This is a genomic window from Bradyrhizobium sp. SZCCHNS1050, from assembly GCF_032484785.1.
GTDB lineage: Bacteria > Pseudomonadota > Alphaproteobacteria > Rhizobiales > Xanthobacteraceae > Bradyrhizobium.
The window spans coordinates 3,543,094-3,559,584 of record NZ_JAUETR010000001.1; the positions used below are offsets into that span (position 1 = coordinate 3,543,094).

General features: G+C 65.9%; 15 protein-coding genes. 10 read left to right on the plus strand and 5 right to left on the minus strand.

Annotated elements, in window-relative coordinates; translation table 11 throughout:
* Window positions 1-209 precede the first annotated feature (209 nt).
* From QX094_RS15990 to QX094_RS16000, 3 genes are read left to right on the plus strand one after another with little or no spacing between them, the layout of a single operon-like run.
* Window positions 210-719: a TRAP transporter small permease gene (locus tag QX094_RS15990; RefSeq protein ID WP_315713754.1), complete on the plus strand. Its 510-nt coding sequence runs from the start codon at window positions 210-212 to the stop codon at window positions 717-719.
* Between the two features lie 6 nt (window positions 720-725).
* Window positions 726-2,045: a TRAP transporter permease gene (locus QX094_RS15995; RefSeq protein ID WP_316172687.1), complete on the plus strand. Its 1,320-nt coding sequence runs from the start codon at window positions 726-728 to the stop codon at window positions 2,043-2,045.
* On the plus strand, window positions 2,045-2,524 hold the full coding sequence (locus QX094_RS16000) for a DUF3237 domain-containing protein (RefSeq protein ID WP_315825941.1): 480 nt from the start codon (window positions 2,045-2,047) through the stop codon (window positions 2,522-2,524). Before QX094_RS15995 ends, QX094_RS16000 begins: the two co-directional genes overlap by 1 nt.
* Window positions 2,525-2,801: 277 nt before the next feature.
* On the opposite strand, the gene QX094_RS16005 is transcribed toward QX094_RS16000, so the two are convergent.
* The gene (locus QX094_RS16005) at window positions 2,802-3,131 is read right to left on the minus strand and encodes a hypothetical protein (protein WP_316169552.1); all 330 of its coding nucleotides are present in this window, start codon (window positions 3,129-3,131) and stop codon (window positions 2,802-2,804) included.
* A 1,329-nt stretch (window positions 3,132-4,460) separates the two neighbouring features.
* On the opposite strand from QX094_RS16005, the gene QX094_RS16010 reads away from it, so the two are divergent.
* The 6 genes from QX094_RS16010 (at window position 4,461) to QX094_RS16035 (ending at window position 10,900) form a co-directional block, all read left to right on the plus strand.
* A complete protein-coding gene (locus QX094_RS16010) occupies window positions 4,461-5,264 on the plus strand; it encodes a crotonase/enoyl-CoA hydratase family protein (protein WP_315714363.1) in 804 nt (267 codons plus the stop codon).
* Window position 5,265: 1 nt separating this feature from the next.
* Entirely contained in the window at window positions 5,266-7,167 is a 1,902-nt protein-coding gene (locus QX094_RS16015; RefSeq protein WP_316174603.1) for a feruloyl-CoA synthase, read from the plus strand.
* Window positions 7,168-7,193: 26 nt separating this feature from the next.
* Window positions 7,194-7,958, plus strand: a complete 765-nt coding sequence (locus tag QX094_RS16020) for an SDR family NAD(P)-dependent oxidoreductase (protein ID WP_315825944.1) — start codon at window positions 7,194-7,196, stop codon at window positions 7,956-7,958.
* Between the two features lie 258 nt (window positions 7,959-8,216).
* Complete coding sequence (locus tag QX094_RS16025) at window positions 8,217-8,636, plus strand: thioesterase family protein (RefSeq protein ID WP_316174604.1); 420 nt, start codon at window positions 8,217-8,219, stop codon at window positions 8,634-8,636.
* 215 nt (window positions 8,637-8,851) lie between these two features.
* The gene (locus tag QX094_RS16030) at window positions 8,852-9,997 is read left to right on the plus strand and encodes an ABC transporter substrate-binding protein (protein WP_315713761.1); all 1,146 of its coding nucleotides are present in this window, start codon (window positions 8,852-8,854) and stop codon (window positions 9,995-9,997) included.
* A 96-nt stretch (window positions 9,998-10,093) separates the two neighbouring features.
* Complete coding sequence (locus tag QX094_RS16035; protein ID WP_316174605.1) at window positions 10,094-10,900, plus strand: shikimate dehydrogenase; 807 nt, start codon at window positions 10,094-10,096, stop codon at window positions 10,898-10,900.
* Window positions 10,901-10,929: 29 nt separating this feature from the next.
* Here QX094_RS16035 and QX094_RS16040 read toward each other — a convergent pair whose 3' ends face one another.
* From QX094_RS16040 to QX094_RS16050, 3 genes are read right to left on the minus strand one after another with little or no spacing between them, the layout of a single operon-like run.
* On the minus strand, window positions 10,930-11,655 hold the full coding sequence (locus QX094_RS16040; RefSeq protein WP_315713763.1) for an ABC transporter ATP-binding protein: 726 nt from the start codon (window positions 11,653-11,655) through the stop codon (window positions 10,930-10,932).
* A complete protein-coding gene (locus tag QX094_RS16045; RefSeq protein ID WP_315713764.1) occupies window positions 11,652-13,421 on the minus strand; it encodes a branched-chain amino acid ABC transporter ATP-binding protein/permease in 1,770 nt (589 codons plus the stop codon). The genes QX094_RS16040 and QX094_RS16045 overlap by 4 nt, the downstream gene beginning before the upstream one ends.
* A 3-nt stretch (window positions 13,422-13,424) precedes the next feature.
* Entirely contained in the window at window positions 13,425-14,465 is a 1,041-nt protein-coding gene (locus QX094_RS16050) for a branched-chain amino acid ABC transporter permease (protein WP_316174607.1), read from the minus strand.
* A gap of 197 nt (window positions 14,466-14,662) precedes the next feature.
* Between QX094_RS16050 and QX094_RS16055 the strand changes: the two genes are divergently transcribed.
* A complete protein-coding gene (locus QX094_RS16055) occupies window positions 14,663-15,169 on the plus strand; it encodes a MarR family winged helix-turn-helix transcriptional regulator (protein ID WP_315713766.1) in 507 nt (168 codons plus the stop codon).
* An 18-nt stretch (window positions 15,170-15,187) separates the two neighbouring features.
* On the opposite strand, the gene QX094_RS16060 is transcribed toward QX094_RS16055, so the two are convergent.
* Window positions 15,188-16,468 carry a glycerate kinase gene (locus tag QX094_RS16060; RefSeq protein WP_316185861.1) on the minus strand — a complete coding sequence of 427 codons (1,281 nt, stop codon included), beginning with the start codon at window positions 16,466-16,468 and terminating at the stop codon, window positions 15,188-15,190.
* Between the last annotated feature and the right edge of the window lie 23 nt (window positions 16,469-16,491).

A 16,491-nucleotide genomic window follows, 5' to 3' on the forward strand; every position in this document is an offset into this window, starting at 1 on the left:
TGCGCTCCCTCTCCCCGTTCCTTACGGGGAGAGGGTTGGGGTGAGGGGCAGCCGCACGCACCGACCGTGCGGAGAGCCCCTCACCCGGATTGCATCTACGATGCAATCCGGCCTCTCCCCGGGAGCGGGGAGAGGCTAAGAACCGCCCGCTACGCAGCAGCTCGCTTCGCATCCACCATAACCACCAAGCTTTCTGACACGGGGACGCCATGCAGCGCGCCTTCATGGACCGGATCATCGACGGGATCGAGTGGATCGCCGCGTTCTTCGTCGGCATCGTCGCGCTCGACATCTTCCTGTCGGTGCTGCTCCGCAACACGCTGAACTATTCGATCCCCGATTCCTTCGACATCGGGCGCATGCTGCTCGGCATCCTGATCTTCTGGGGCATCGCTGCGACGTCATACCGCGGCACCCACATCACCGTGGATCTCATCTGGGGCAATGTTGGCCCGCGCTATCAGCGCTGGATCGACATCTTCGCAACGCTGGTACTGCTGTTCGTCGTCACGGTGCAGACCTGGACCCTGTTCGACAAGGTGCGCGGCACCTATGAGGACAACGTCCTCACCTTCGATCTGCACATGCCGACCTGGCCGTTCTTCGCCGTCGCCTGGATCGGCGACGTTTCGGCGGTGCTCCTGATCGCCATCCGGACCTATCGCCTGATCTTCCACCCCGAGGAGATTCATGACCCTCAAGTCAAGCCCACGGAGTAGTGCCGCATGAGCACGGATGCGGTTGCCGTCATCGGCTTCGTTGCGCTGTTTGCGCTGATGCTGCTGCGCGTGCCGGTGGGCATGGCGATGGGACTCGTCGGCGTGTCCGGCTTCGCCTATCTCGTCAACGGTACGGCGGCGCTGAAGCTGGTTGGCCAGACCTCGATGCGCACGGTCACGGACTACACGTTCGGCGTGATCCCGATGTTCCTGCTGATGGGAACGTTCGTGTCCAACTCGGGCATGAGCCGCGAGCTGTTCCGCGCCGCCAACGGCTTCGTCGGCCATCTGCGCGGCGGGCTCGGCATCGCCACGGTGGCGGCCTGCGGCGGCTTCGCCGCGATCTGCGGCTCGTCGGTGGCGACCGCCGCGACCTTCTCGGCCGTGGCCTATCCGGAGATGCGCCGCTTCGGCTATCCGCAGTCCTTCGCCACCGGCGTCATCGCCGCCGGCGGCACCTTGGGCGCGATGCTGCCGCCGTCGACCGTGCTCGCCGTCTACGGCATCATCACCGAGCAGGACATCGGCAAGCTGTTCATCGCCGGCATCATCCCCGGCCTCTTGGCGATGACCATGTACATGATCACCATCACGGTGATCGGCCGTGTCAGGCCGGATTTCCTGCCCAGGGGCGAGGCGCCGCCGTGGCGCGAGCGCATCGCCGGCCTGAAGGGCATCTGGGCGCCGGTGCTGCTGTTCCTGTTCGTGATCGGCGGTCTCTATGGTCTTCCGTTCCTGCCGCGCTTCACGCCGACGGAAGCCGGCGGTGTCGGCGCCACCGGTGCGTTCCTGATCGGCGTATTCACCGGCCGGCTCGACAAGGACAAGATCCTGGCCTCGCTGCTGCAGGCCACGCGCACCGCCGCGGCCGTGTTCACGGTGCTGATCGGCGCCTTGATCTTCGGCTACTTCCTGACGGTGACGCAGACGCCGCAGAAGGTGACGGAGTTCCTCACCGGTCTCGGCCTCGGGCCCTACGGGGTGCTGGCGCTGATCATGGTGATGTACCTCGTCCTCGGCTGCCTGATGGACGCGATGGCGATGATCATCCTGACCGTGCCGATCATCTTCCCGGTGATCTCGCATCTCGGCTTCGATCCGATCTGGTTCGGCGTCATCATCGTGATGACCGTCGAGCTCGGCCTGATCCATCCCCCCGTCGGCATGAACGTGTTCGTGATCAAGAGCGTGGTGAAGGACGTGTCGTTCTCGACCATCTTCAAGGGCGTGCTGCCGTTCGTCGCGACCGACCTGATCCGGCTGGTGATCCTGATCGCCTTCCCGCTCCTCGCCACCTGGCTGCCGCAACAGATGATGGCCCGCTGATGACGACTCCGATCCTCGAGACTCGCTACGTCTTCACCCTCACCGTGATGATCGGCGACGTCACCAGTGCCGGCGAGACCGGCATCGGCGTGCGCCGGATCATCCCGATCCATGGCGGAGAGGTGAAGGGCCCCGGTCGCGCCGGTGAGGGCATCAGCGGCAGGATCTGCAACTTCGGTGCCGACTTCCAGATCATCCGCCCCAACGAGCTGATCGACCTCGAGGCCAAATACGCCTTCGAGACCGACGACGGCGCGACCATCTACGTCGAGAACCGCGGCATCCGCTTTGGGCCGGTCGATTTGCTGCAGAAGCTCAAGCGCGGCGAGCCGGTGGACCCCAGGCTGATCTACTTCCGCACCCACCCGCGCTTCGAGACCGGCCACGAGAAGTATCGCTGGCTGATGGAGCACGTCTTCATAGGCTCCGCCGCGCGGCACGCGGACCGGGTCATCATCGACGTGCACGTGGTGCTGTAGGCCCATCGGCCTACCACACACTCCGTCATTGCGAGCGCAGCGAAGCAATCCAGAATCCCTCCGCAGGGACAGTCTGGATTGCTTCGTCGCTGCGCTCCTCGCAATGACGGTTTGGCGAGAGCTGTCGCTCCAACCACCGTGCGTTCGCAGGGACGACAGCGGAATCTGTGGTGCCGGCCCTCGCCTCACACGATACCGGAGCTTGCGGCGGCGACGTCCGGACGCCGTGGCGTCGAGCTAGGCAATCCGGACGCTCGAACTCTCGCGGGACGGACGATTAGTCCTCGTCGTCCCAATCCGAAGCCCTGCCGTAGCCGTGATCGCAATCGCGGTAGCGATGAGCCGGCACGTAACGGTAGCCCTCATAGCCGTAGCCGTCATACGCCGCGTCGCGGTAATGCGAACGATACACCGGCGCAGGCTCATAGGCCTGCGCTTCCGACGCCGAGGCCAGCGCACCGCCGATGAGAGCCCCGGCAACCAGGCCACCGATCAGCGCCGCGTTGCGCCCGTCATGGGCCTGAGCTGGTGCAGACCCGGCGAACAGCGTTGCGGTCACGGCGAGCGCGGCGATGCCGCCGGCGAGAGATGTCTTCAGCGAAACCATGGTCCCCTCCATTGGGAAGTGTGGTGCCGGTGACGTTCTACAGGGCGGGCTTTGAAGCCATGCTGAACGTGCCGTTGTCGGCGGTTCATTCGCGAAGCCGAACTCGAAGTCCTGCGATTGGCAGCCCAAACGCCTCTCTTCGGGTGATCAGCGGCAGTCTGGCGCTGGGTGGATAAGCTGACCGCAGCGTGGATATCCGAGGCCAGTGTTTGGTCTCCCGGAGCTTCGGCCTGGGCTAACTGCTGCCGTTGATTGAGCGAGAATTATATGGAAGGGTTCGACGACCCAGGCGACCTGTGAGGAATTAAGGATGTCGCCACCACTCGTGACTTTACTTGTCCTGTCTATTCCGCTCGCCATTCAGCTGGCCTTTAGCTTGGGTAGAGGCCAAATCAGGATGCGAGGCGGATCGGTCATACGTCGGGATGAAAATCCCTGGCGCTATTGGGCCATGATTGCGGCGCAGGTCCCCGTACTGACAGTCATCTTTTGGTTCATCTTCGGGCTCTTTGGGGGCAAGCCGACGTAAGAGGCACAGCATCCACTGACGGTTCTTTCCGTCGTGGCTCAGAGCTGCCGTTCGCTTCCATGCTTTCTTGCTCCCTGTTGGCTTCCGACGGTGGACATCATCAAGGCGGCGAAAGGCGAGATTGATGAACGGGCAGTGCCTCCGGCGAAATGTTATATTCGGAAAAAAATAAATATCTTGCGAGTTTTCGGAAATCGTGATTGTATCGCGCCATCCCGTCCCAAGCCGAGGGGCGTAGCGCGCGATCGTCACGACACGCGGGGCGGGGAGCGGTGGCCCGCGATCATGTCGCAGCGTGTCTTCGGGCGCGCGGACGAACGATGTGACGCGGACGTGAAGTCGCAGCGTCCTGACACCCCGTTGCCGGTGTTACGTTCGCGATGGCGCCAACGCGCCGCGCGGATCATGGTGGCCAACAAGCCGGTGCACCAGGGAGACTGCGTATAAGCGTGAAGACCATCGCGCAGGGAAGGCCGGGCGTTCTCGGCTGCACCTGTGGTACCTGCCGCCTGCATTTTTCTCGCAGGCGGGCCGCAGGCGTCAGCCGGCGCCTGGCCTTCCCTGCGCCCTCCGCACCGGAGGGTGAAGAATATCAGCAAGCCCCGGGCGTGATTTCGCCGCGGGAATGCCGGATCATGTCATTTGCCTTTGCGCGCAGGCGGGCCTTACGATGCTGCGCGACCGAGCCCCTCGGCGGCTTGTTCTTTTGCATTGCACAACATGATGTCGGGCGCCGCTTGTTGACTCCCGCGAAGATCGTTATAAAACATAACTATTCTGAACAGGACACAATAGAGCCCATGGGAAACGCCGACACCGCCACGCCTGCGGGGGATTCGTCTCTGCTGCAGATCGAACAGCAGGGCGCCGTCCTGACGATCGGGCTCAACCGCCCGGCCAAGCGCAACGCGCTGAATGACGGCATCATCCTCGCCATCGGCGAGTGCTTCACCAGCCTGCCTGACGACGTCCGCTGCATCGTGATCCACGGGATTGGCGACAATTTCTCCTCCGGCCTCGATCTCTCCGAGCTGCGCGAACGTGACGCCACCGAAGGCCTGGTGCACTCGCAGATGTGGCATCGCGTGTTCGACCGCATCCAGTATTGCCGCGTGCCGGTGATCGCCGCATTGAAGGGGGCCGTCATCGGCGGCGGTCTCGAGCTCGCCTGCGCCGCGCATATCCGTGTTGCCGAGCCGTCGGCTTACTTCGCGCTGCCCGAGGGCCAGCGCGGCATCTTCGTCGGTGGCGGCGGCTCGGTGCGGCTGCCGCGCCTGATCGGCGTCGCCCGCATGATGGACATGATGCTGACCGGCCGGGTCTATTCGGCGACCGAAGGCTCGTCCTACGGATTCGCGCAATATCTGGTCGAGGCCGGCGCCTCGATGACCAAGGCGATGGAGCTGGCGGCGAAGATCGCGAACAACGCGCCGCTGACGAATTTCGCGGTGCTGCAGGCGCTGCCGATGATCGCCGAGGCCAATCCGCAGACCGGCCTGCTGATGGAATCGCTGATGGCCACCGTCGCGCAGAGCGACAAGGAGGCCAAGAATCGCATCCGCGCCTTCCTCGATCACAAGACCGCCAAAGTGAAGCCGACGTGACATGACCGCACAAACAATAACAAGCACACAGGGAGGAACGGACGACACGGCGCGCAGCGCCAGTGTTCATCCGTTGCGCGCGATCTCGTTCAATGACCCGGCCGTCACGGTCGACCGCCGAGACGACGGCACCATCTATCTCCGTCCGAAGCAGCCGCTCGGCGACTATCCGCCGCGGATCACCGACCGGCTGCATCACTTCGCCAAAGCCACGCCTGAGCGCGTGTTCATGGCCGAGCGCGTTGGCCCGGAGGGCTGGCGCGAGCTGAGCTATGCCACGCTGCTGGCGGCGAGCCGGCACATCGCGTCGGGGCTGCTCGCGCGCGGGCTGTCGCCGGACCGGCCGGTCATGATCCTGTCGGGCAATTCGATCGACCATGCGCTGGTCGCGTTCGGCGCGCTCTATGCCGGCGTGCCGTTCTGTCCGGTGTCGCCGGCCTATTCGCTGGTGTCGCGCGACTACGGCAAGCTCGCCTACCTGATGAAGCTGCTGACGCCGGGCCTCGTCTTCGTCGACGACGCTGACAAGTTCGCCGACGCGCTCATCGCCAACGTACCCGAAGGCACCGAGATCGTGGCGTCGTTCGGCTCCGTGCCGGGCCGCAAGATCACGATGCTCGCCGATCTGATCGCATCGCCGCTGTTTCCTGGCCTCGACGCCGCCCATGACAAGATCGGCCCGGACACGATCGCGAAATTCCTGCTGACCTCGGGCTCGACCGGCAATCCGAAGGCCGTCATCAACACCCAGCGCATGATCTGCGCCAACCAGGTGATGATCCGCGAGACGCTCGCCTTCCTCAAGGACGAGCCGCCCGTGATCATCGACTGGTTGCCCTGGAATCACACATTCGGCGGCAACCACAACATCGGCCTGACGCTGTTCAACGGCGGCTCGATGTATCTCGACCAGGGCAAGCCGGTGCCGGGTGGCATCGAGGAGACCGTGCGAAACCTGCGCGAGATTTCGCCCACGGTCTATTTCAACGTCCCGAAGGGCTACGAGTCGCTGCTGCCCTATTTCCGCGAGGACCCGGCGCTGCGGAAGTCCTTCTTCCAGCGGCTGCACGCGATGTTCTTCTCCGGCGCCGCACTGGCGCCGCATGTCTGGAACGAGCTCGACGAGCTCTCGGTGGCCGAGACGGGCACTCGCGTGCCGATGCTGACGGGCCTCGGCTCCACCGAGACCGCACCGTTCTTCATGTCGGTCAATCCGCGCACCAGCCGCTCCGGCCATGTCGGCCTGCCCGTCTCCGGCAACGAGGCCAAGCTCGTTCCCAACAACGGCAAGATGGAAGTGCGCGCCAAGGGGCCGAACGTGACCCCGGGCTATTGGCGCCTGCCGGAGGTCTCGGCCGCGGCCTTTGATGACGAAGGCTACTACAAGATGGGCGACGCGCTGAAGCCCGTCGATCCCGACGACTTCAATGCCGGCTTCGATTTTGACGGCCGTGTTGCCGAGGACTTCAAGCTGGCGAGCGGCACCTGGGTTTCCGTCGGCCCGTTGCGGGCCCGCTTCGTGGCTGCGTGCGCGCCGCTGGCGCGCGACGTGATCATCGCCGGCATCAACCGCGACGAGATCGCCGCCATCGTCGTGCTCGATCTCGATGGTTGCCGCCTGATCAACGCGACCTTGCCGTTCGACGACCTCGCCGCCACGGCGGCCGATCCGCTGATCATCGAGGCCTTCCGTCAGCGCTTCGCAAAATTCCTGCAGACCGCGACCGGCTCGTCGACGCGCATCACGCGCGCCGTCCTGCTCGGCGTGCCGCTGTCGATCGACAAGGGCGAGGTCACCGACAAGGGATCGATCAACCAGCGCGCCGTGCTGGAGAACCGCAAGGACCTGATCGAACGCATCTACGCCGCGACGCCGGACGACGACATCATCATCGCCGGCTGATCGACGCATCCAAGGGAGAAACGACAATGTTGTTGAAGGACCAGGCCGCCATCGTCACCGGCGGCGCTTCCGGCCTCGGGGCCGCCACCGCCCGCAAGCTCGCTGCGCAGGGCGCCAAGGTCGCGGTGTTCGATCTCAACGCCAAGCTGGCGGAGGAGGTCGCGGCCGAGATCAAGGGCGTGCCGGTGGTCTGCGACGTCTCGGACGCCGCCGGCGCGGAAGCGGCCGTTGCCAAGGCCGTCGAGGCGCTCGGCCAGCAGCCGCGCGTGCTGGTGAACTGCGCCGGCATCGGCGTCGCCAAGCGCGTCGTCGGCCGCGACGGCCCGATGCCGCTGGCCGATTTCGAGAAGGTCATCAAGGTCAACCTGATCGGCTCGTTCAACATGCTGCGTCTGGTCACCAACGGCATGACCAAGCTGGAGCCGCAGGCGACCGGTGAGCGCGGGGTCGTCATCAACACCGCGTCGGTCGCCGCCTATGACGGCCAGATCGGACAGTCGGCCTATTCCGCCTCCAAGGGCGGCATCGTCGGCATGACCCTGCCGATCGCGCGCGAGCTCGCGCAGTTCGGCATCCGCGTGCTGACCATTGCGCCGGGCCTGTTCCTGACGCCGCTGCTCGCCAACCTGCCGCAGGAGGCCCAGGACTCGCTCGCCGCCGCGATCCCGTTCCCCCGCCGTCTGGGTCATGCCGATGAGTTCGCCGCGCTGGCGCTGCACATGGTCGAGAACGCCTACCTCAACGGCGAAGTCGTCCGCCTCGACGGCTCGCTGCGCATGGCGCCGAAGTAAGTGCCGCGCGCCGACGTCCACGTGGTTGTCATTCCGGGACGACGCGCCAGCGTCGGGCCCGGAATCCATTCGGCGTCTAGCACTGCCGAGAGATGGATTCCGGGCTCGCGCTCCGCGCGCCCCGGAATGACGACGTAGAGAAACGGAGGGTGGGCAAAGCGTAGCGTGCCCACCGCCGCTGAAAATGGTGGGCAAGGCGCTGCGCGCCGTTGCCCACTCTCCAGATCGCTGTCGGCGATGGTGTGAGGCTTTCAAGACATGTTCGTTCACCGCCGCGACGTGCAGATCCAGTGGGGCGACTGCGATCCCGCCAACATCGTCTACTACCCGCGCTATTTCGCGATGTTCGACGATGCGACCTCGGTCATGTTCGAGGCGGCCGGGTTCTCCAAGCAGGACATCGTCCGTCGCTACGGCCTGGTCGGCATCCCCATGGTCGACACCCGCGCCAAGTTCTACATCCCCTCGACCTATGGCGACTGGATCACGATCGAGAGCCGGATCGAGAGCGTCAAGCGCTCGTCCTTCGACGTCACCCACAAGGTGTTCAAGGGCGAGGCGCTGGCCATCGAAGGGTTCGAGACCCGGGTGCTGGTCGGGCGCGATCCGGCCGACCCGGACAAGCTGAAATCGGCGCCTTTCCCGGAGGAGATGCGAGCCAAGTTTCTCGGGGAATGAGGCGCGGAAATGGGTGCGACATGCGGCCGTCTTAAGGATGTTCAGCTGTCGTGCTTTGGTCGACTGGTGAGGAGTGATCTTCTCGTGTTCAATGCTATGATCACGTTTGGACACATATCGGCCGGTCGTGTTGGAAGATGCCCCAGACAGGGGGCGGGACTGCAAACAGGATCGGCGGATCACGAGCTGAACCGAAAAGATTGAGGGAGGATTTTATGAGGAAGGCCTATCTGGCGGCGGCTGGCGTCATCGCGATGCTGGCATCAGCGCCGGCGCTGGCGCAGACCAGCGAGATCACCATCGGCATCACCACGACGACGACGGGGCCGGGCGCGGCGCTCGGCATCCCCGAGCGCAATGCGCTCGAGTTCGTGCCGAAGGAGATCGGCGGCGTGCCGCTCAAGGTGATCGTGCTCGACGACGGCGGCGATCCGACCACGGCCACGACCAACGCCCGTCGCTTCGTGACGGAATCGAAGGCTGATATCATCATGGGCTCGGCGCTGACGCCGCCGACCATCGCGGTGTCCAACGTCGCCAACGAGGCCGGCATTCCGCATTTCGGCCTGGCGCCGTTCCCGGTCACGCCGGAGCGGATGAAATGGTCGGTTGTGATGCCGCAGCCGGTGCCGATCATGGGCAAGGTGCTGTACGAGCACATGAAGGCGCACAACATCAAGACCGTCGGCTATATCGGCTACTCCGACTCCTACGGCGACCTCTGGTTCAACGATCTGAAGAATCAGGCTGTGCCGATGGGCATCACCATCGCCGACGAGGAACGCTTTGCGCGTCCCGACACCTCGGTCACCGGCCAGGTGCTGAAGCTGGTCGCCGCCAATCCGGACGCCATCCTGGTCGGCGCCTCCGGCACCGCCGCGGCGCTGCCGCAGACCGAGCTGCGCGAGCGTGGCTACACCGGCCTGATCTATCAGACCCATGGCGCCGCGAGCATGGACTTCATCCGCATCGCCGGCAAGGCGGCGGAGGGTGTGATCATGGCGTCAGGTCCGGTGATGTCGCCGGAGACGCAGGACGACAGCGCGCTGACCAAGAAGCCGGGCATGGAGTTGAACAAGGCGTATGAGGGCAAGTATGGCCCGAACAGCCGCAGCCAGTTCGCCGGCCATTCGTTCGACGCGTTCGAGATCCTCAAGCGCATCATCCCGGTGGCGCTGAAGACCGCCAAGCCCGGCACGCCGGAGTTCCGCGAGGCCATCCGCCAGGCGCTGCTGACCGAGAAGGACCTGGCGGCCTCGCAGGGCGTCTACAACTTCACCGAAAAGGACCGCTCCGGCCTCGACGACCGCGCCCGCATCATCCTGACGGTGAAGGATGGCAAATACGTCCCGGCGAAGTAACCGGACGGACGATATCTTCGAGTGAGGAAGGCCGGCTCGGTGAGCCGGCCTTTCGGCCATTTGGACGATGATCTTTGTCGTTTTGGGAGCCCCACCATGATTCCCGCCCCCACCGGAGCCACGCGGCTCCACATCATCATCGGCGATCCCGTCGCGCAGGTGCGCGCGCCGGCCGGCGTCAGCCAGGCGTTCTCGGAGCGCGGCAGCGATGCGATCCTGGTTGCGGTCCAAGTCACGCCGGGTGACCTGACTGACTTCCTGGCGACGATGACACGGGTGAAGAATCTCGACGGCATCGTCGCGACCATCCCGCACAAATTCGCCTGCTACCGCGCCTGTGCGACGGCCACCGAGCGCGCGCATTTCATCGGCGCCGTGAATCTGATGCGACGTGGTCCTGACGGCCTTTGGCATGGCGACATGGTCGACGGCCTTGGCTTCATCGGCGCTGCGAAGGGGGCGAGCTTCGATCCTGCAGGCTGCCGCGCGCTACAGATTGGCGCGGGCGGTGCGGGCTCGGCAATCGCTTTGGCGCTGATCGACTCCGGCGTGCGCGAGCTTGCCATTCACGACAACGATGCCGGACGCCGCGATGTGCTGATCGCGCGCCTCAACGAGCGGGGCAAAGGCCGCGCCGTTGTCGGCTCGATGAACGCAACAGGCTTCGACATGGTTGCCAACGCCACGCCGGCAGGCATGCAGCCCGGCGATCCTCTGCCGGTCGACATGACGACCGTCAGCCCGTCGGCCTATTGCGGCTGTGTCATCACCCGGCCCGAGGTCTCGCCCTTCATCGCCGCTGCGCGCCAGCGCGGCTGCCTGACGGCGACCGGCACCGACATGTACCGGGCGCTGGAGCGCGTGATGGTCGATTTCCTGCTGTCGAAGGAGGCGCCCTCCTGAAGCAGCGCCTCACCCTATCGACATCAGGCTCAGCTCGCGGCCGCCTCGGCAAAGCCGAGATAGCTCGCCGCCACGCGCTCGTCGGTGGCGATCTCGCTGGCCTTGCCGTTGAGCACGAACTCGCCGAGTTCCATGACATAGGCGCGGTCGGCGACCTTGAGCGCGGCCTTGGCGTTCTGCTCGACCAGCAGCACCGAGACGCCTTCCTGGCGCAGCTTGGCGACGATTTCGAAGATGCCGGCGACGATGATCGGCGCCAGGCCAAGGCTGGGCTCGTCCAGCATCAGCATCTTTGGCGCGCCCATCAGCGCGCGCCCCATCGCCAGCATCTGCTGCTCGCCGCCGGAGAGCGTGCCGGCGAGCTGCTTGCGCCGCTCCTTGAGCTTCGGAAACAGCGTGTAGACGTGCTCGAAGCCGCGTGCGGCGTGGGCCTTCGACATTCTGAAAGCGCCGAGCTGCAGATTATCCTCCACGTTCATGGTGGCGAACAGCTCGCGATGCTCCGGCACCAGACAGAGACCGCGCGCGACGCGGTCCTCGATCTCCAGCCGGGCCATGTCCTCGCCCAGGAAGGAGACGCGACCCTTCAGCGGAAACACGCCCATGATGGCACTGAGCAGCGTGGTCTTGCCGGCGCCGTTGGCGCCGATGATGGTGACGATCTCGTTCTCGGCCACGGTGAGCGAGACCGAGCGAACCGCCTCGACCTTGCCGTAGGAGACATGGGCGTCGGTGACTTCCAGCAGCGTGCTCATGCGGTGGCTCCGAGATACGCCTTGATGACCTCCGGATTGGTCTTGATCGCGGCAGGTGTGCCCTCGGCGATCTTGGTGCCGAAATCGAGCACCACGATGCGGTCGGCGAGGTCCATGACAAATCCCATGTCGTGTTCGACCAGCAGCACCGACATGCCGCCGGCGCGGAGGTCGCGCAGCAGCGCGCCGAGGCGCTGCTTCTCCATGTGGCGCAGGCCGGCGGCCGGCTCGTCGAGCAGCAGCAGCATCGGATCCACGCACAGCGCGCGGGCGATCTCGACGATGCGCTGCTGGCCGAGAGACAACGAGCCGGCAAGCTGGTGCATCTGGTCGCCGAGCCCGACGCGCTCGATCTGCCGCGCGGCTTCCGCGAGCAGCTTGGCTTCGTCGCCGCGATCGAGCCGGAACATGCTCGTGAGCGCGTTGGAATGGCCGCGCAGATGCGCGCCGATCGCGACGTTCTCGAGCACCGTCATGTCCGGCACCAGCTTGACGTGCTGGAAGGTACGGGAAATGCCGAGCTTGACGACGTCCTGCGGCGGGGCGTTGCCGACGGCCTTGCCGAGCACCGAGATGTTGCCGGAGGTCGGCGGCAGCACGCCGGTGATCAGGTTGAAGGTCGTGCTCTTGCCGGCGCCGTTCGGGCCGATCAGCGCGACGATCTCGCGGGACTGGACATCGAACGAGACGTTGTTGACCGCGACCACGCCGCCGAACTGCTTACGCGCGTTGTCGACCTGGAGCAGCACGTTTGGAGTCGTCGCAGATCGCTCCCGCGCGGGCAGTTTGACCGACGTGTCCGGCTGCTTGGCAACCGGCTTGAACGGCAGCCGCGCCGTCAGCCACGGCCACAGGCCGGTCGGGGCGAGCTGGAGAAGCGTGACGAGGAGAATGCCGAACACGATGGTCTCGAGCTGGCCCTCGCCATGCAGCAGCAGCGGGAGGTAGCTCTGCAGCACCTCTTTCAGCACGACGACGATCGCCGCGCCGAGCACGCCGCCCCAGACATAGCCGGCGCCGCCGACGACGGCGACGAACAGATATTCGATGCCGGCCTGGGCGCCGAACGGCGTCGGGTTCACGGCGCGGGTGAAGTGCGCATAGAGCCAGCCCGAGAGGCCGGCGAGCACGGCGGCATAGATGAACACCAGCAGCTTGGCGCGAGGTGCATAGACGCCGAACGCTTCCGCCGCGATGTGGCCGCGGCGCAGCGCGCGAATGGCGCGGCCGGTGCGGGAGTCCAGCAGGTTCATCGTCAACAGTGCGGAGATCAGAACGGCGGCCCAGATCGCGAAATAGATCGTGCCGGGATCGAGCATCTTGAGGCTGCCGATCGACAGCGGCGGGATGCCGGAGATGCCGTCGTTGCGGCCGAGGAAGGCGAGCTTGCTGAACAGATAGAACAGGCCGAGGCCCCAGGCGAGCGTGCCGAGCGGCAGATAGTGGCCGGACAGCCTGACCGTGACGAGGCCGAGCAGAACGGCGGCGAGGCCGGACACCAGCAGCGACAGCGGCAGGGTCAGCCACGGCGATACGCCGTAATTGGCCGACAGCACCGCAGTCGTGTAGGCGCCGAAGCCGACAAAGGCGGCCTGGCCGAACGAGGTCAGACCGCCGACGCCGGTCAGCAGCACCAGCCCCATCGCGACCAGCGCCGACAGGCCGATATTGTCGAGCAGCACGATCCAGAACGGCGGCATGCCCGGGACGAACGGGATCGCCGCGACGATGACGGCAAAGACGATGAGAGGCCAACGCTCGCGCACGGCTCAATCCTTCTCTTCTTCGACCGCGGGCGCGGCGAGCGAACGCAGCAGCAGAACCGGGATCAGCAGCGTGAAGACGATCACCTCCTTGAAGTTGGAGGCATAGAACGAGGAGAACGCCTCGACGATGCCGACGACGAGCGCGGCGACCGCAGTCAGCGGATAGCTGATCAGGCCGCCGATGATCGCGGCGATGAAGCCTTTGAGGCCGATCAGGAAGCCGGTGTCGTAATAGAGCGTCGTGATCGGGACGATCAGGATACCCGAGAGCGCGCCGATGGTGGAGGCCAGCAGGAACGCGATCTGGCCCGACAGCGTGGTGCGGATGCCGACGAGGCGGGCGCCGAGCCGGTTGACGGCGGTGGCGCGCAGCGCCTTGCCGTAGAGCGTCAGGCCGAAGAACAGCCAGAGGCCGACGATGAAGGCGATGGTGATGCCGTAGACCGCCATGCCCTGCCCGGTGAAGCGCAGCGAGCCGAGCGTCGCCGTGGCATTGAGCAGGGTCGGGCCACGCTGGCCCTCGGCGCCGAAGAACAGCAGGCCGAGGCCCTGCAGTGCGAGGTGAACGCCGACCGAGGCGATCAGCAGCACCAGCACCGAGGTGTGCGCGAGCGGCTGGAACACGATGCGGTAGAGCGACAGGCCGATGCTGGCCACGATCAGCAGCGACAGCACCAGGCTGACGCCGGCGGGCATGCGCTGGTTCGCCGCCCACATGCTGGCGAGCAGAATGACGACAGGGAGGGCGACGTTGAGGCCGAAGGTGCGCGCGATCTTCGGCGCGTGCAGCGTCTTGCGCATGGCGTAGAGGTCGAAGGCGAAGGCCGCGAGCCCGATCACGACGGCGAGCTTCGCGGTGCCGGGCATTTGGCCGGCAGCGAGCGAGGCATAGGTGAGGGCGCCGTAGGTGACGAATTCGCCCTGCGGGATCAGGATCACCCGGGTGACGGCAAACACCAGCACGAGCGCCAGCCCGAGCAGCGCGTAGATCGCGCCATTGGTAATGCCGTCCTGCAACAGGAACAGCAAGATCGTTGTGTTCAAGACAGGACGCTCCCCCTCTGTGGTGACCGGGCGCGGCCGGCGCCCTGCGCCGTCCGCCGGTCTTGGGCAGTTGAATTGGGCTGCCCGTGTTTGATATAGTGGATAACAATTATCGATTATAATCTCAAGGCCGCTGTTCCGGCTGCGGCATTCGAGACCAGGGATGGAAGCAAATGCGATGAATTTGGCGGACCGTGATGGCCGATAGCGCCAAGCCCGTCAGCAAGAGGGAAAGCCGCAAGGAAGCTGCCGTAGCGGCCGACGAGACGCAAGCGGTCCAGCTCGGCGAGCTGTCGGATCTGCTTGGCTATGTGCTGAAACGGGCGCAGTTGAAGGTGTTCGAGGACTTCCTGCGCTGCGTCGCGCCGCTGCAACTGACGCCGGCCCAGTTCTCGGTGCTGCTGCTGCTCGACGCCAATCCGGGCCGTAACCAGACCGAGATCGCCAACACCCTGGGCATCCTGCGGCCGAACTTCGTGTCCTTGCTGGACAGCCTCGAGAGCCGCGACCTGTGTGCGCGGGTGCGTTCGGCCAACGACCGGCGCTCGCACATCCTGATGCTGACCGAGAAGGGCCGCGCCGTGCTGGCCCGCGCCAAGAAGCTGGTGGTGTCGAAGCATGAGGCGCGGCTCAACGAGCTGCTGGGCCCGGATGGTCGCGACGCGCTGCTGGCGATGCTCACCAAGATCGCGGAGGAGTTCTGAAGGACGCAGTCGCGCCCCTCAATCGACCAGGATGACCCTGACGTCGTTCACGTTGGTGAGGGTCGGTCCGGTCTGCAGCAGGCCGCCGGTCGCGGCGAAGAACGCGGTGGCGTCGTTGTTGGCGAGATAGGCCTGCGGATCCAGCCCCTGCGCCCGCATCGCGGCGATGACCTCGGCATCGACGAGCGCACCGGCCGGATCGGAGGCGCTGCCGCCGCCGCCATCGGCGCCGTCGGTGTCGCCGGCGAGCGCCGCGACGCCCTCCATGTCCTTGAGGAGGTCGGCGAGCGCCAGGGCATATTCCTGGTTCGGGCCGCCGCGGCCCTGGCCGCGCACCGTCACGGTGAGCTCGCCGCCGGAAATGATCGCCATGCGGCGGCCGAGCGCGCGGGCCTCGCGTGCCAGCTTGGCGTGATCGGCCGCGACCTCGCGGGCCTCACCCTCGAGATCGGCGCCGAGATCGAGCACGTCGTAGCCCGCGGTCTTGACGCTGGCCACGGCCGCCTCCAGCGAGCTGGCGGGGCGCGCGATCAGCTCGAACGAGGCGCGGGCGAAGGCGGCATCGCCGGGCTTGCAGCTCTCATTGGCGGCATCATCGAGCGCCCGGCCGATCGCCGGGTCGACCTCGAGCTTGTATTTGGCGACGATGCCGCGGGCATCGGCCAGCGTGGTCGGATCGGGCACCGTCGGACCCGATGCGATCGCCGAGGGATCGTCATGCGGCACGTCGGAGATCGCCAGCGTCACGATCTCGGCCTTCTGCCCGGCCCGCGCCAGCCGGCCGCCCTTGATGCGCGACAGATGCTTGCGGACCGTATTCATTTCACCGATCGGTGCGCCCGAGCGGAGCAGCGCGCGGGTCAGCTGCTGCTTCTGCGCGAAGCTGACACCGTTCACCGGCGCGACCCAATTGGCGGACCCACCACCGGAGAGCAGCACCAGCATCAGGTCGCCGGGCTCGGCGGTTGCCGCCAATTGCAGCGTCTCGTCGGCGGCCTTCAGCCCGGCCTCGTCCGGCATCGGATGTCCGGCCTCGATCACCTTCACCCGCCGGGTCGGCACGCCATGGCCGTGGCGGGTGGTTGCGATGCCGGTCAGCTTCGCGGGATCGAACCCGAGCGTGTCCAGGTAATGGCGCTCGGCCGCGAGCGCCATCGCGGCCGCGCCCTTGCCGGCGGCGAGGCAGATGATTCGTCCTTTCGGAGCCGCCGGCAGGAATGCCGGCAGCACCACGTCGGGATGCGCCGCAGCGACGGCAGCATCGAAGATCGAGCGCAACAACGGACGGCGGCTGGTCATGCGGCGCCGCCCGTCTGCCGTGC